At 61.7% G+C, this 15002-nt stretch carries 14 protein-coding genes and 1 pseudogene; 6 read left to right on the forward strand and 9 right to left on the reverse strand.

Annotated elements, in window-relative coordinates; translation table 11 throughout:
* Positions 1–244 precede the first annotated feature (244 nt).
* Positions 245–1747, forward strand: coding sequence for an exopolyphosphatase (gene ppx / locus ACO6VM_RS02100; protein WP_390966411.1), 1503 nt, complete (start codon positions 245–247; stop codon positions 1745–1747).
* 214 nt (positions 1748–1961) lie between these two features.
* Here ppx and ppk1 read toward each other — a convergent pair whose 3' ends face one another.
* Together ppk1 and hemB are read right to left on the reverse strand one after the other, a co-directional pair.
* Positions 1962–4205 carry a polyphosphate kinase 1 gene (gene ppk1, locus ACO6VM_RS02105; protein WP_401057484.1) on the reverse strand — a complete coding sequence of 748 codons (2244 nt, stop codon included), beginning with the start codon at positions 4203–4205 and terminating at the stop codon, positions 1962–1964.
* 20 nt (positions 4206–4225) lie between these two features.
* Positions 4226–5236 (reverse strand): porphobilinogen synthase, encoded by a 1011-nt coding sequence (gene hemB / locus ACO6VM_RS02110; protein ID WP_110995709.1) that lies wholly within the window; start codon positions 5234–5236, stop codon positions 4226–4228.
* Between the two features lie 208 nt (positions 5237–5444).
* On the opposite strand from hemB, the gene ACO6VM_RS02115 reads away from it, so the two are divergent.
* Positions 5445–6089, forward strand: a complete 645-nt coding sequence (locus ACO6VM_RS02115) for a DedA family protein (protein ID WP_401057483.1) — start codon at positions 5445–5447, stop codon at positions 6087–6089.
* A gap of 501 nt (positions 6090–6590) precedes the next feature.
* On the opposite strand, the pseudogene ACO6VM_RS02120 reads toward ACO6VM_RS02115, so the two are convergent.
* A pseudogene (locus ACO6VM_RS02120) lies at positions 6591–7217 on the reverse strand (sterol desaturase family protein); the annotation flags it as partial.
* A 113-nt stretch (positions 7218–7330) separates the two neighbouring features.
* On the opposite strand from ACO6VM_RS02120, the gene elbB reads away from it, so the two are divergent.
* The gene (elbB, locus tag ACO6VM_RS02125; protein ID WP_390966417.1) at positions 7331–7999 is read left to right on the forward strand and encodes an isoprenoid biosynthesis glyoxalase ElbB; all 669 of its coding nucleotides are present in this window, start codon (positions 7331–7333) and stop codon (positions 7997–7999) included.
* A gap of 358 nt (positions 8000–8357) precedes the next feature.
* Here the strand turns inward: elbB and ACO6VM_RS02130 are convergent, their stop codons facing one another.
* The 4 genes from ACO6VM_RS02130 to ACO6VM_RS02145 form a co-directional block, all read right to left on the reverse strand.
* Positions 8358–9581, reverse strand: a complete 1224-nt coding sequence (locus ACO6VM_RS02130) for an amidohydrolase family protein (RefSeq protein ID WP_422402680.1) — start codon at positions 9579–9581, stop codon at positions 8358–8360.
* A gap of 47 nt (positions 9582–9628) precedes the next feature.
* Complete coding sequence (locus ACO6VM_RS02135; RefSeq protein WP_390967880.1) at positions 9629–9886, reverse strand: DUF2790 domain-containing protein; 258 nt, start codon at positions 9884–9886, stop codon at positions 9629–9631.
* Between the two features lie 66 nt (positions 9887–9952).
* A complete protein-coding gene (cynS, locus tag ACO6VM_RS02140; RefSeq protein ID WP_110993677.1) occupies positions 9953–10423 on the reverse strand; it encodes a cyanase in 471 nt (156 codons plus the stop codon).
* A gap of 26 nt (positions 10424–10449) precedes the next feature.
* Complete coding sequence (locus tag ACO6VM_RS02145) at positions 10450–11109, reverse strand: carbonic anhydrase (RefSeq protein WP_125463601.1); 660 nt, start codon at positions 11107–11109, stop codon at positions 10450–10452.
* A gap of 112 nt (positions 11110–11221) precedes the next feature.
* On the opposite strand from ACO6VM_RS02145, the gene cynR reads away from it, so the two are divergent.
* Positions 11222–12133 (forward strand): transcriptional regulator CynR, encoded by a 912-nt coding sequence (gene cynR / locus ACO6VM_RS02150; RefSeq protein WP_401057085.1) that lies wholly within the window; start codon positions 11222–11224, stop codon positions 12131–12133.
* A gap of 200 nt (positions 12134–12333) precedes the next feature.
* Here cynR and ACO6VM_RS02155 read toward each other — a convergent pair whose 3' ends face one another.
* Positions 12334–12693 (reverse strand): cupin domain-containing protein, encoded by a 360-nt coding sequence (locus tag ACO6VM_RS02155; RefSeq protein WP_125463599.1) that lies wholly within the window; start codon positions 12691–12693, stop codon positions 12334–12336.
* Positions 12683–13282: a GNAT family N-acetyltransferase gene (locus ACO6VM_RS02160; protein ID WP_401057084.1), complete on the reverse strand. Its 600-nt coding sequence runs from the start codon at positions 13280–13282 to the stop codon at positions 12683–12685. Before ACO6VM_RS02160 ends, ACO6VM_RS02155 begins: the two co-directional genes overlap by 11 nt.
* A 632-nt stretch (positions 13283–13914) precedes the next feature.
* Between ACO6VM_RS02160 and ACO6VM_RS02165 the strand changes: the two genes are divergently transcribed.
* Both ACO6VM_RS02165 and ACO6VM_RS02170 read left to right on the forward strand, forming a co-directional pair.
* Positions 13915–14322 carry an ACT domain-containing protein gene (locus ACO6VM_RS02165; RefSeq protein WP_422402681.1) on the forward strand — a complete coding sequence of 136 codons (408 nt, stop codon included), beginning with the start codon at positions 13915–13917 and terminating at the stop codon, positions 14320–14322.
* A 141-nt stretch (positions 14323–14463) separates the two neighbouring features.
* On the forward strand, positions 14464–14958 hold the full coding sequence (locus tag ACO6VM_RS02170) for a GNAT family N-acetyltransferase (protein WP_401057082.1): 495 nt from the start codon (positions 14464–14466) through the stop codon (positions 14956–14958).
* The last annotated feature ends 44 nt before the right edge of the window (positions 14959–15002 follow it).

A 15002-nucleotide genomic window follows, 5' to 3' on the forward strand; every position in this document is an offset into this window, starting at 1 on the left:
AAATCTCCAAGGTCGTAAGCAATAAAAAACGTTGCCCATCATAGCGGCACCGGCTGGCTACAGGAAGCCACGGACGATTGACTGTATCTATAGTTGTGCAAGACCCCACGAATCGAAACTGTCATATCACCGTCATAACATCGCTATCACATTGCCATGCATCAAAGCCTTGCAGTGCTGCGCGTTGGCGGATGGCCACGATCGTGGCACGATTGCCAGGTTAACGACCGAGAACCCCCAGACCATGCCGCATACCACCGCGAAGAACCTGTCTCTGATCGCCGCCATCGACCTGGGCTCCAACAGCTTCCATATGGTCGTGGCCAAGGCCCATCACACGGAAATCCGCATTCTTGAGCGGCTCGGGGAGAAGGTTCAGCTCGCTGCCGGCATCGACGAAGAGCGCAAGCTCAGCGAAGAAGCCATGCAACGGGGCCTGGAGTGCCTCAAGCGCTTCGCCCAACTGATCAACGGCATGCCCGCCGGTGCAGTGCGCATCGTCGGCACCAACGCCCTGCGCGAAGCGCGTAACCGCAATGAATTCATCCTGCGCGCCGAAGCCATTCTCGGCCACCCGGTCGAGGTCATCTCCGGCCGTGAAGAAGCGCGCCTGATCTACCTGGGGGTTTCCCACACCCTCGCCGACACCCCCGGCAAGCGCCTGGTTGCCGACATCGGCGGCGGCAGCACCGAATTCATCATCGGCCAGCGCTTCGAGCCACTGCTGCGCGAAAGCCTGCAGATGGGCTGCGTCAGCTTCACCCAGCGCTACTTCCGCGATGGCAAGGTCACCCCGGCGCGCTATGCCCAGGCCTACACCGCCGCACGCCTGGAGCTGATGAGCATCGAGAACGCCCTGCACCGCCTGACCTGGGACGAGGCCATCGGCTCGTCCGGTACCATCCGGGCCATCGGCGCGGCGATCAAGGCCGGCGGCCTGGGCAACGGCGAGGTCAACGCCGAGGGCCTGGCCTGGGTCAAGCGCAAACTGTTCAAGCTCGGCGAAACCGACAAGATCGACTTCGAAGGGGTCAAGCCCGACCGCCGGGCGATCTTCCCTGCCGGCCTGGCAATCCTGGAGGCCATCTTCGACGCCCTGGAACTGGCACGCATGGACCACTGCGACGGCGCCCTGCGTGAAGGCGTGCTGTTCGACCTGCTGGGCCGCCACCACCATGAAGACGTGCGCGAACGCACCCTGAACTCGCTGATGGAGCGCTACCACGTCGACCAGGGCCAGGCCGCGCGCGTCGAGCGCAAGGCCTTGCACGCCTTCGACCAGGTGGCCAAGGCATGGGACCTTGAAGAGGGTAACTGGCGCGATCTGCTGGGCTGGGCAGCGAAAGTGCACGAAGTGGGGCTGGACATCGCCCACTATCACTACCACAAGCACGGCGCCTACCTGATCGAGCATTCCGACCTGTCGGGCTTCTCCCGCGAGGACCAGCAGATGATGGCCCTGCTGGTGCGTGGCCACCGCCGCAACATCCCCAAGGACAAGTTCGCCGAGTTCGGCGACGAAGGCGTCAAGCTGATTCGCCTGTGCGTGCTGCTGCGCTTCGCCATCCTGTTCCACCACATCCGCGGCACCCAGCAGATGCCAAAGGTGGAACTGCAAGCCGCTGATGACAGCCTGGAAGTGGTGTTCCCTGACGGCTGGCTGGAGCAGAACCAGCTTACCCAGGCCGACTTCGCCAACGAGGCGGAGTGGCTGACTCGGGTTGGGTTCGTGCTCAGCGTGCGCTGAAAGCCAGATTTTGCAGGGGCCTGTGGGAGCAACTGTCTCGTGTTGTCAGTGCTGGCCTCATCGCTGGCAAGCCAGCTCCCACAGTTACGACGCTTGCCACGATCCATGTGGGAGCGGCTTTAGCCGCGAACACCGGCGTAGCCGGTGCCATCCACCGCGTCGCCTGCTTCGCGGCTAAAGCCGCTCCCACAGGGGAAGCGGCTCGCCATCACACCTAGCGTACGTTCAGCACCGGGTTGCTCAGCCGCTCCAGCAACGTCGCCTGGGCACTGCGCGGGTTCTGGTTGCCGGTCGGCGAGCTGCGCACGTAGCGCCCGTCCGGCTGCAGGGTCCAGGCCTGGGTGTTGTCGGTCAGGTAGCCTTCCAGTTCCTTCTTCACCCGCAGCAGCAATTTCTTGCCTTCCACCGGGAAGCAGGTCTCCACACGCTTGTCGAGGTTGCGCTCCATCCAGTCGGCACTGGACAGGTAGATCTGCTCCTCGCCGCCATTGAGGAAGTAGAACACCCGCGTGTGCTCGAGGAAGCGGCCGATGATCGAGCGCACGTGGATGTTGTGCGACACCCCCGGGATGCCCGGGCGCAGGCAGCACATGCCACGCACCACCAGGTCGATGCGCACGCCCGACTGGCTGGCCTTGTACAGCGCCTTGATGATCTTGGCATCGGTCAGCGAGTTGAACTTGGCGATGATGTGCGCAGGCTTCCCGTCCAGGGCGAACTGGGTCTCCCGGGCGATCATGTCGAGCATGCCCTTCTTCAGGGTGAACGGCGCATGCAGCAGCTTCTTCATGCGCAGGGTCTTGCCCATGCCGATCAGCTGGCTGAACAGTTTGCCGACGTCCTCGGTGAGGGCGTCGTCGGAGGTCAGCAGGCTGTAGTCGGTGTACAGGCGAGCGTTGCCGGCGTGGTAGTTGCCGGTACCCAGGTGCGCATAACGCACGATCTCACCCTGCTCGCGGCGCAGGATCAGCATCATCTTGGCGTGGGTCTTGAAGCCCACCACCCCGTAGATCACCACCGCCCCGGCGGCCTGCAAGCGGCTGGCCATCTGCAGGTTGGACTCTTCGTCGAAGCGTGCGCGCAGCTCGATCACCGCAGTGACCTCCTTGCCGTTACGCGCCGCGTCCACCAGAGCGTCGACAATTTCCGAGTTGGCGCCCGAACGGTACAGGGTCTGGCGCACGGCAAGCACGTGCGGGTCCTTGGCGGCCTGGCGCAGCAGGTCGATCACCGGGGTGAAGGACTCGAACGGGTGCATCAGCAGGATGTCCTGCTTGCCGATCACGCTGAAGATGTTGTCGGCATTCACCAGCAGCTTGGGGATCGCCGGGGTGAACGGCGTGTACTGCAGCTCCGGGTGGCTGTCGAGGCCGGTGATGCTGAACAGACGGGTCAGGTTGACCGGGCCGTTGACCTGGTACAGCTCGCTCTCGCTCAGGCTGAACTGCTTGAGCAGGTAGTCGGACAGGTGTTTCGGGCAGGTGTCGGCCACCTCGAGGCGTACCGCGTCGCCGTAACGGCGCGAGAACAGCTCGCCGCGCAGGGCGCGGGCCAGGTCGTCGACCTCTTCGGAGTCCAGCGCCAGGTCGGCGTTACGGGTCAGGCGGAACTGGTAGCAGCCCTTGACCTTCATGCCCTGGAACAGGTCATCGGCGTGGGCGTGGATCATCGACGACAGGAACACATAGTTGTCGCCAGCGCCGCCGACCTCTTCCGGCACACGGATCACCCGCGGCAGCAGGCGCGGCGCCGGGATGATCGCCAGGCCCGAGTCGCGGCCGAAGGCATCGACGCCTTCGAGCTCGACGATGAAGTTCAGGCTCTTGTTCACCAGCAGCGGGAACGGGTGGGTCGGGTCGAGGCCGATCGGGGTGATGATCGGCGCGATCTCGTCGCGGAAGTAGCGGCGCACCCAGGCCTTGAGCTTGGTCGTCCAGTAACGCCGGCGGATGAAGCGGATCTGGTGTTTTTCCAGCTCCGGCAGCAGCACGTCGTTGAGGATCGCGTACTGGCGCTCCACCTCGAAATGCACCAACTCGCTGATCCGCGCCAGCGCCTGGTGCGGCTGCAGGCCATCGGCCCCCGCCTGCTCACGGGCGAAGTTGATCTGCTTCTTCAGGCCCGCCACGCGGATCTCGAAGAACTCGTCCAGGTTGCTGGAGAAGATCAGCAGGAACTTCAGCCGCTCAAGCAGCGGGTACGACTCATCCAGCGCCTGCTCCAGCACGCGGATGTTGAACTGCAGCTGGGAAAGCTCGCGATGAATGTACAGGCTGCTGTCGTCCAGGCTCGGCACGGCGATTGCCGGGGCCGGCGCCGGCGCAGGGGCCACGGCTTCGACCACAGGCGCAGGCTCGGCCTCTGCTGCCGGCGGCAGGTCGGGCGGGGTCTGCACCATCTCTTCGGGCACGGCCTGGGCATCCTTGATCGCGACAGGTGTGAGCACTTCGTTATTCATCTGAGGTTCCTGTGAGGGCGTTATTGCCCTCTCAACATTTGAGCGGCACGCACGGCGAAATACGTCAGGATGCCATCGGCACCTGCACGTTTGAAGGCGGTAAGGGATTCGAGGATCACGGCTTCGCTGAGCCAGCCGTTCTGGATCGCGGCCATGTGCATGGCGTACTCGCCACTGACCTGGTAGGCGAAGGTCGGCACCTTGAACTCGGCTTTCACCCGCTGGACGATGTCCAGGTACGGCATGCCCGGCTTGACCATGACCATGTCGGCGCCTTCGGCCAGGTCCAGGGCCACTTCGTGCAGGGCTTCGTTGCTGTTGGCCGGGTCCATCTGGTAGGACGCTTTATTGGCCTTGCCCAGGTTCAGCGCCGAGCCGACCGCGTCGCGGAACGGGCCGTAGTAGGCACTGGCGTACTTGGCCGAGTAGGCCATGATGCGCACGTTGACGTGGCCGGCCAGTTCCAGGGCCTCGCGGATTGCACCGAGGCGGCCGTCCATCATGTCGGACGGAGCGACGACCTGGGCGCCGGCGTCGGCGTGGGACAGGGCCTGGCGCACCAGGGCATCGACGGTGATGTCGTTCTGAACGTAACCCTCTTCATCGAGGATGCCGTCCTGGCCGTGGGTGGTGAACGGGTCCAGCGCCACGTCGGTGATCACCCCCAGCTCCGGGAAGCGCGCGCGCAGGGCGCGGGTGGCACGCTGGGCGATACCGTCCGGGTTCCAGGCTTCGGCGCCATCGAGGGATTTCTTCTCGGTCGGCGTTACCGGGAACAGCGCCAGCGCCGGAATGCCCAGTTCCACCCAGCCCTGTGCGGCTTCGAGCAGCAGGTCGATCGACAGGCGTTCGACGCCCGGCATCGAGGGTACTTCTTCACGGCGGTTTTCGCCGTCCAGGACGAATACCGGCAGGATCAGGTCATCGACGGTCAGGGTGTTCTCGCGAACCAGACGACGGGAAAAGTCGTCCCGGCGGTTGCGACGCAGGCGGGTGGCAGGAAACAGACGGTTGGCGGGGGTAAAGCTCACGGCAGACTCCTGAGCCCGCGCAGGCGGGCGAGCGCGACAGTTATAAGCGGCCATTATGACGCCTGTGTTACACCCAAGGGCAACCCTGCGACTTGTGGCCGCAGCCATTGTCCTTGTAGGAAATGTTCACGTCGAGACACATTTGGACACTTTCCCGAACGAGCACGAAGGGGTAGGCTGCGCGTTCATTTCGCCAGCACGTCAGAAAATGCTTCAACAATTCCTGAACGATTTCGGCTATTTCGCCCTGTTTCTCGGCACGTTCTTCGAAGGCGAGACCATTCTCGTGCTCGCAGGTTTTCTGGCGTTCCGCGAATACATGGACATCAAGCTGGTGGTGCTGGTGGCGTTCTGCGGCAGCTATGCCGGCGATCAGCTGTGGTACTTCATGGGCCGCCGCCACGGGCGCAAGATCCTCGCCCGCAAGCCGCGCTGGCAGGCCATGGGTGACCGGGCGCTGGAGCATATCCGCCGCCACCCCGACCTCTGGGTCCTGAGTTTCCGCTTCGTCTACGGCCTGCGCACGGTGATGCCGGTGGCCATCGGCCTGTCCGGCTACCCGCCACGCCGCTACCTGCTGCTCAATGGTATTGGCGCCGCCGTCTGGGCCCTCGCGCTGGGGCTTGCCGCCTACCACTTCGGCGCCATCCTCGAAGGCATGCTGGGCAGTATCAAGAAGTACGAGCTATGGGTGCTCGGCGCCCTGCTGGGCCTGGGCTTGCTGCTCTGGCTGCGCCGGCGCTTCCGTACCCAGCGCGCCGAGCGCCGCGCGGCGGCAGAAGGCCAGCAAGCACAAGCTGAGCAAGCTGTAAGCCAGGAGCAGCCCCCAGGCCAGGGGCGTGACCAGCACTAACCCCGAAGCGCCGGCCAGATACAGTGCCGGCGCATTCAGCAGCAGCCGCAGCAGCTCCATGCGCCCTGCCCAAGGCCGGTCCTCCAGCGCCGCGCCCAACGCGAACAAGCCGAACGCCATCACCGCCCAGCCCAGCAACAGCGCGGAGAACGGCACCCGCGCGGCCACGTCCATCAAGTAGCTGCCCAGCGCCACGTAGACCGCGAACTGCACAACCACGTACAGCTGCTGCATACCGTGCAGCGCGATGGCGAACTTGCGAAAGCGCGCCAGGTCCTGCTTGGGGTGCGGATCGGCAGCCGCCACATCCGCCGGGCGCCAACCGGTTGGCATGAACCAGATGCGCAGCTTGTCCCACAGGCGGCCGGTGCGCCGGGCATCCGCCCACAGCTGCGCATAGAACTGCAAGTTGGCCCACAGCGGGTTCCAGCTGGCCAGCGGCGTGGTCACGCCGAAGATCACCGGCTCATCGTCGTCCTCCTCCTGGAAGGTGCCGAACAGTCGGTCCCAGAAGATGAACACTCCGCCGTAGTTGCAATCCAAGTAGCGAGGATTCTGCGCATGGTGGACACGATGGTTGGACGGCGTGATCAGCACCCATTCGAGCCAGCCCAGCTTGGGCACATGGCGGGTATGCACCCAGAACTGATACAGCAGGTTCAGCGACGCCACGGTGATGAACACCACCGGCGGCACGCCGAGCAGCGCCAGTGGCAGGTAGAAGATCCACGAAAAGATGAAGCCGCTGCTGGTCTGGCGCAGCGCCGTGGTGAGGTTGTATTCCTCGCTCTGGTGATGCACCGAATGCGCAGCCCACAGCACGTTGCGCTCGTGGCCCAGGCGGTGCAGCCAGTAATAGCAGAAGTCGTAGAGCACGAAAGCACCCACCCACACCCACCAGGCCTCGGCCGGCAGGCGCAGCAGCGCCAGATGTTCCCAGGCCAGGGCATAGGTGAGCAGCCCGACGCCCTTGGTCAGCAGGCCGGTGCTGGTCGACAGCACGCCGGTGCTCAGGCTGTTGATCGAATCGGCCAGTCGATAGTTGCGCTGGCCGCGCACGCGGTCGGCGACCAGCTCTACGGCGATCAGCGCAATGAACATCGGCACAGCCAGCAGAATCAGGTCCATCGGCGGCAGTCTCCAGGGGTGTCGCAAGAGATTAGGCCGCGCCTGCCTGAACCCCTATGGCCACATCTGCCAAACTAGAGGACATTTAGCGCCTCGACACTGGAGTAATGAGCATGACCAAGAAAGTAGCGGTGATCCTTTCCGGCTGTGGCGTCTATGACGGCGCCGAAATCCACGAGAGCGTGATCACCTTGCTGCGCCTCGACCAGCGCGGCGCCCAGGTGCAGTGCTTCGCACCGAACATTGCGCAGATGCATGTGATCGATCACCTGACCGGGGAAGAGATGCCCGAGTCGCGCAACGTGCTGGTCGAGTCGGCACGCATCGCCCGGGGCGAGGTGAAAGACATTCGCGAGGCCAAGGTCGAGGACTTCGATGCGCTGATCGTACCCGGCGGTTTCGGCGCCGCGAAGAACCTCTCCAACTTCGCCGTCGAAGGCGCCAATTGCAGCGTTAACCCCGACGTGCTGGCCCTGGCCGAAGCCTTCGCCGATGCCTGCAAACCGGTCGGCCTGATGTGCATCTCGCCAGCCCTGGCCGCCAAGATCTACGGGCCGGGCGTGGTCTGCACCATCGGTAACGACACCGGCACCAGCGCGGCCGTGGTGAAGATGGGCGGCACCCACCAGGAGTGCGATGTGCATGACATCGTCGAAGACACCCAGCGCAAGCTGGTGACCACCCCGGCCTACATGCTGGCCAAGTCCATCAGCGAAGCCGCCGGCGGGATCTACAAGCTGGTGGATCGGGTGCTGGAGCTGACCCACGAAGGTGACAAGTAAAACCCGCAGTAAATAGAAAGGGCCGCAAGCGGCCCTTTTCTGTGGCCAATCGCGGGGCAAGCCCGCTCCCACGCCTGCACCACCACCAGCAGCGTGGGAGCGGGCTTGCCCCGCGATGGAGTGCGAAGCGCTCCTATACCCGATATCAAATAGTGTCAAAGACGCCGCGAATCCAGGTTTTGCTGCCGCGTTGCGCGCAGATCGCGGGGCAAGCCCGCTCCCACAACGATGGATGACCATACTTTTCGTACAGAGCCTAGTGAACAGGGCCGAAGTCGAAGGGTTGGTTCGAGAAGCCTTCCCACGAGCGACCGTCCCATAAATGCGCTTGCTTGATTACAACATCTTCAAGATGGCCTCAAAACGCGACTGACCTACGATGCTCAGCCGTTGCCACCACCTTGCCGCGCTTGAGCACCATCAACCGTGTCGGCAGGTCGAGAATGACATCGGCCACAGCACGACAATCGACCAGCACCAGGTCGGCATCATTGCCCACCGCCAAACCGTGGTGTTTCAACCCCAAGGCTTTGGCAGGGTTTGTCGTGAGCATCGACAACACGGTGGCCTGATCATCCGCGCCGCCCAGGTGGCACGCAGGAATGGCCAGCTGTGCAATGTGCAACAGGTCGCCAGTGCCATAGGGTGTGAATGCGTTTCGGATGTTGTTGGTGGCCAGGCAAACCGTGACACCGCCGTCGCGCAGCGCACGCACAGGTGTCAGGGTGCGCCTTACATTGTGACTGTCACCCCGAGCTCCCAGGTGCAGGTCGGTGGCGGGCAGGCACATCACGCTGATGTCGGCCTCACGCAGCAACGCGATGACCTGTGCCTGCCGCGCTGGCGGGACGGCGGCCAGGCTGGTCAGGTGCCCAACGCAGACCCGCCCTTGGTAGCCTTCGGCAATGGTTCGACGTGCCACGTACTCGATGGTCATGTGCTCGGCGTCATCGGCGAAGTCCTGGTGCAAGTCGATGTCTTTGCCATAGCGCTTGGCCAAGTCAAAGACGAAATCAATGTGCTCCAACGGCGACACGTCGTTGTAGGGAATGCCGCCCACCACATCAGCCCCCATCTCCATTGCCTGGGCCATCATGGCCTGCATGCCTGGCAGCTTGAGAATGCCTTCTTGCGGAAAGGCCACGACCTGGATGTCGATCACCTCACGGAACTGCTCGCGCAACTCCAGCACCACTTCGAGCCCGGTGAAGCCTTGGGCGGGGTCGAACTCGGCATGGGCGCGCACATGCGTGGTACCGGCTTGTACCAATGCGCGCAGCACCTGGATCGAACGTTCGCGGATATCCTCACGGGTCAGTGTGGGCTTCAGCTCGGCGGTGACGGCGATCGCTTCCTTCAAGGTGCCGGAGCGATTGGCCTTGCGCTGCATGACGTTAGCTTTTTCCAGGTGCAGGTGGCCTTCGACAAACCCAGCAACAAGTACATTGCCGTCGCCTTGGATTTCGCGCTCCGCCGTGGTGGCGATGTGTGGCGCGATCTCGGCGATTTTGCCTGCTTGCACAGCCACATCTACCCGTGGCTGGGCGTCGTCAATGCGTACATTTCGAAAGATAAGGTCCATCAACTTCAGTCCTCATAAAGAGTGCTGTAGCGCTGCGAAGGCCGGGCTCAGTTATTCGAGCAACCATTGCCCATCACGCGGTACTCAAGCACATGCTTATTGCCTTGGGAGTCTTCGTACGTCATGCGAGCGGGCACTACCTGACAGACATCGGGGACCTCGCTCATGGAAATGACGCGTGCAATATCGAGGTGCTGGGAGTAGCTGTACTGTTCAACCGGCGTCTGCTCGACCTGTTGCTCAACGTCAGCAGCCATCGCCACGTTGCACAGCGCGCCGAGTATCAATGCGAACAACGCTTTCAATTTTGATCACCTTCAGGTTGTGGCTGGGCCGCGAGGTTGCGGCCCAGCCCATGTGTTGCAGCCAAATCAGAACGGTTTGGTGGGCAGGTATTTGCCATCCAGGGTGATCACAGCGCGTGAGCCGCCCTCGGGGTCTTCGACTTTCTTGATGTCCAGCTTGAAATTGATGGCACTGATGATGCCGTCGCCGAACTTTTCATGAACCAGCGCCTTCAAGGTGGTGCCGTACACCTGCAACATCTCGTAAAAGCGGTAGATGGTCGGGTCGGTCGGGATACCATTTTGAATGCTGCCGCGCAGTGGCACGGTCTGCAGCAGTGCGATGCCGTCCGCGTCGAGGCCGAGCTTGTCACCCACCACCTGGGCGGCGCTCGCCGGCAACGGGTGCTGGCCCAGCAGTGCTGCGGTGACGAACGCTTCGGACAGACCGGTGCCTTCGGTGATCTGCGAGAACGAGAGGTCTTTGCGGGCTTTGGCCAGAAGGATGACTTCGCTCAGGGCAAGGCGGGCGTTCTGGCTGATTTGCGATTGGATCATGGTGTTTCTCCTTGGTTGAAAGATGTTCAGGCAACGCGCTTGGGTTGATGGGAAACGGCGTGCACTTCGGGGTTGTGGGCGAGGGATACGAATGTGCCGGTGCTGCCATCGAAGGCTTCGATCAGCCCGCTTTCGATGTCGTAGATCCAGCCATGCAAGGTCACGCGGCCCTCTTCCAGGGCCAGGCGCACCGAGGGGTGGGTCTGGATGTTGGCAAGCTGGGCGATCACGTTTTCGCGCACCATGGCTTCGACCTTGGCCTGCGGGCCGAAATGGTTGCGGGCTTCGTTAACCACTCGGGCGGAATCGGCGTAGCGCAGCCAGCCGGCCACTGCGGGCATGTGGTCCAGGCATTTGCAGGTGGCGATGGCCGTCATGGCGCCGCAATCGGAGTGGCCGCAGATGACGATGTCGGAAACCTGCAAGGCCGCCACGGCATATTCGACCGAAGCCGATACGCCTCCAGGCTCGGGCCCGTAGGACGGCACGATGTTGCCTGCATTGCGAATGACGAAAAGGTCCCCGGGTTCGCGCTGGGTGACCAGCTCCGGCACCAGGCGGCTGTCGGAGCATGAAATGAACAGAGCACGTGGGCTCTGCTGGCTGGCCAGATCCTTGAACAGTTTGACGCGCTCGGGATAGGCGTCTTTCTGGAACTTCAGAAACCCGTCGATGATGTCTTTCATGGCTGACTCCTTGAGTGACGCGATGTGTTGAAGCAAAGGTTACGCAGCACCTTCAATAAGGTAAAAGTCTGATTTATGATCAGGTGGATCAGATAATCTTATAGGTGCACCCATGCTTGCCCGGCACATCCAGTACTTCATCGCAGTGGCAAACCACCTCAGTTTCACGCGCGCCGCAGCGGCCTTGCATGTGTCTCAACCGGCCTTGTCGCAGCAGGTCCGCCAACTGGAAGAGAGCCTCGGCACTCCGTTGTTCGATCGTTCCGGTCGGACCACGCGATTGACCGATGCCGGCGAGGTGTACCTGCGCTATGCCAAGCGAGCCGCGCAGGAGCTGCAGGAGGCAAAACGAGCCATTGATGACCTCGGCGATCTGAGCCGCGGATCACTTCGGGTGGGGGTAACACCGACATTCACCAGCTACCTCGTTGGCCCGCTGGTTGAGGCGTTCCATAGCCGGTACCCGAACATCACGCTGGTGCTGCGAGAGATCGCTCAAGAGGCGCTGGAAGAACTTTTGTTGGCCGACGAGGTTGATGTGGGCATTGCGTTCGACAACGGCCATCATCTGGACCTTGAGGCACAGGCGCTGCTGGTCGAAACCCTCGCGCTGGTGGTCGGCAAGCATCATCCTCTCGCCACCACGGGCAGTATTGGCCTGGAGGGGTTGAACTCAGAATCGTTGATACTCTTGAGCGCCGAATTCGCCACGCGTGAGCAGATCGACAGCTACTGCCGCCAGCACAACATTCGCCCTCACGTACAAGTGGAAGCCAATACCATCAGTGCGCTTATCGAGGTGGTCAGCAGGACCACGCTCGCGACCTTGTTGCCGGCCAACATCGCCCTGGCTCACGAGCAGTTGGTTGCTATCGAGTTGGACCAGCAGCGCTTGCAACGCACTGCTGTTCTGATGCAACGGAAAGGGGTTTACCAAACGGCTGCAGCGAGGGCCTTCGTTGAACTGGCGATGAAAGTGGCCAAGCAGCTTGAGGAGCCAGGTTGCTCCGATCGGCTGATTTAGAAGGGAGCCAAAATCATTAGGCCAGTTCAACCCAGTGCCTAGTGTCCTGTCTCGGAAATAAGCTGTTCACTTTTGGCGGCGTCTTGGGCGCCCGGCCGGCGTTGCCACTCCTCGCCATAGCCCTGCTATGACTCGTTGCGGCGCCTTGGCCGGACACCCAAGCCACTCGCCAAAAGAGAACGTATTTCCGAGACAGGACACTAGTTCGCGGGCAAGAGGATCACAAAGTTCTTTTTCATGTCTTCCAGCACGGTCCATTTGCCCTTGGCGCCCGGTTCGATAATGAAGGTGTCGCCAGCGGCCAGTGTGATGGGCGCGCAACCCTCAAGCTCGATGACGCAGCATCCACTCAGGACATGGCAGAACTCCCAAACTTTGTAGTCGATGCGCCACGCTCCGGTGCTGGCTTGCCATTCTCCGGAAATGCGACCTTGCTGTTCATCGTGATAGTACTTGGACGTCAGCGTATGAGGGGTGCCTTCCAAGACCTCTTCAAAAAAAGGAAGGTCGCGCACCGGTTGGATATCCAGTTCGCGGAACACGGTCAGTTTATTGTTCATGGCTTTTCTCGAGCACGTTGTGGGTAGGGCGATACATCAAATAGGCTTCACCGGTTACGCCCAGCATCGGGTGCGGAACGATCTGGCAGGCTTTAACAATTTGAAAACCGTGACGCTCGTAGAAGCGGCGTGCACCGTGGTTTTCTGCATAATCGATCAGGCATAGCCCATCCAGGCCAGAGTCCTCAGCGCGCTGCTGGGCGTGGCGAAGAAACTCGACACCCAGCCCCTGGCTGCGCCAGGCCTCATCCAGGGCCAGGCTGGATATGTACAAGGTGTCGGGTATTTCCATGTCGGAGTAAGGCGCGAGGACCGGGTCTGTCTCGACAGGCCTGTCAGGGGTCTCGCGCAAGACATAGCTATGCATCATGCCGATGACGCGCCCTTCGAAAGTGGCCATCAGGCAGTTCTTGTAGGAAAAGTCGCCCTGCTCCCTGGCATAGCGAGACGCACCGACACTCAGCAACGCTTCTCCGGGTGCGGCAAGCTTGCTCCATATGTAATCGGCCATGCCCTCCGATGTCAGTTGAAAGAAGCGCGCAATATCATGCGCGTCCGAGGCTTGGGCGGGTCTGAAGTCGATAGACATGAACAGTGTTCCCATGGGATCGGGTGGTTAGCTTTCAAGGATTACGCCCTTGGCATGGTGGCAGGGTAGGCAGGTTGAACGGTTCCCATCATGCTCTGGGCGAACACCGTCAGCACGGCGTGCGACGCTGCACCATGCTCAAAGGCACGTGGCCGTCCAATGGCTCAGGCCTGGGGAGTCGATCGTGCAGCTGCCGGAGGTAGTTAGACGAGAAGCGGAGCGACCTGTACTTCAATGGCGGGATGGCTGGAATCAGAGCAGGGTTGCCTGCGTAGGGAATCGTATTTCACGAAAGGCAACTACCGACCCGAAGCTGCCGGTGTGGCTGGCAGTGATTCTGTAGGAGCGGGCCTGCCCCGCGAAGAGGCCGGCCCATGAAAAGGAGTAGCCTGGCACGGACTACGCCCGTGTTCGCGGGTCAAGCCCGCTCCCACAAAGACTACTGTTAGGCTCACCGGCAGCTTTGGGTCGCAAGCTGCCATTCGAACCATTCAGACCTGGTCTAGCCTGGTTGGCGTAAGGTGAATTGGGCGGGGAATCGCATAAGCGACACTAATCGGTAATGAGCAGTATTGATTAAACTAATGACCCGCTGAAATGCACACTGCCGTCTTTCAAACGGGAGTAACCCTATGTCAGGTGAAAAATCGATCTCAGCGCTGCTCCGCGGCATGAGCCCAATCCTCAATGAAGGCGACTTTGTGTTCTGCACAGTGGCGGACGCTTCCGCGCTCCAGGGTACCGATGTGCTGGGTACATTCCGCGAAAAAGAAGGCCTCACTGCAATCATTGAGCGCAAACGCGCTGATGCACTGGGCCTTGAGTACAGTTTTGTCGCAGCTTGGATCACGCTCACCATCCACTCCGCTCTTGATGCGGTGGGTTTGACGGCCGCATTCGCGACCGCGCTCGGCAAGGCTGGCATCAGTTGCAACGTGATCGCAGCCTTCTACCATGACCACATTTTCGTAGCCAAGGATGATGCCGCTAAAGCCATGGATGTCCTCCAAGCCCTATCTCGCACAGGCGAATCCAGTTAGCCCCCAGCCATGATGCTTGCGGTTTACCTGTTGGCATTGGCTGCCTGGTTTCTCACTTTCCCTGCCAAGCCATTGCGCATACGCCTGAAAGTGCCATAGGCTGCCACCTCATCAATCAATGCCACTGACGCTGGATAAACGATGATCGAACTACAAGGATGTACAGCGTTTTCCGGACTGGAATGCCAGCCCGTTGGGCCCTCTGACGCAGAAATGATCTGCGCCCATCGCCAGGACATGTTTCTTGAGGCAGGCGGGGATCCTGAACAACTACGGGTCATGACCCAGCACTTTCGCCCATGGCTGGAAGAGCGACTCGGTGACGGTCGGTATTACGGGTTCAAACTCCTGGATGGCGAGCAACCGGTCGCAGCCATTGGCCTGATGAGCATCGATTGGCCGCCCCATCCATCCCACCCAACCCTGGACAAGCGTGGCTATGTGTTGAATGTGTACGTCCAGCCGGCCTACCGCCGCCGAGGCCTGGCATCGGCCTTGATGCAAGCTGCCGACGCCGAGTTCGCTCGCCGAGGCATCAGCTTCGCAGTCCTGCACGCCACCGAGACGGGCAAACCGGTCTATGAGCAGATCGGTTGGGCTGGCACATCGGAAATGGCCAAAGCCATTACTGGGTAGTGACTGCCCTCGACCCAAAGCCGCCCTTGGCGGTACCTGCACCT

This window comes from Pseudomonas sp. GZD-209 (assembly GCF_049310485.1).
GTDB lineage: Bacteria > Pseudomonadota > Gammaproteobacteria > Pseudomonadales > Pseudomonadaceae > Aquipseudomonas > Aquipseudomonas sichuanensis.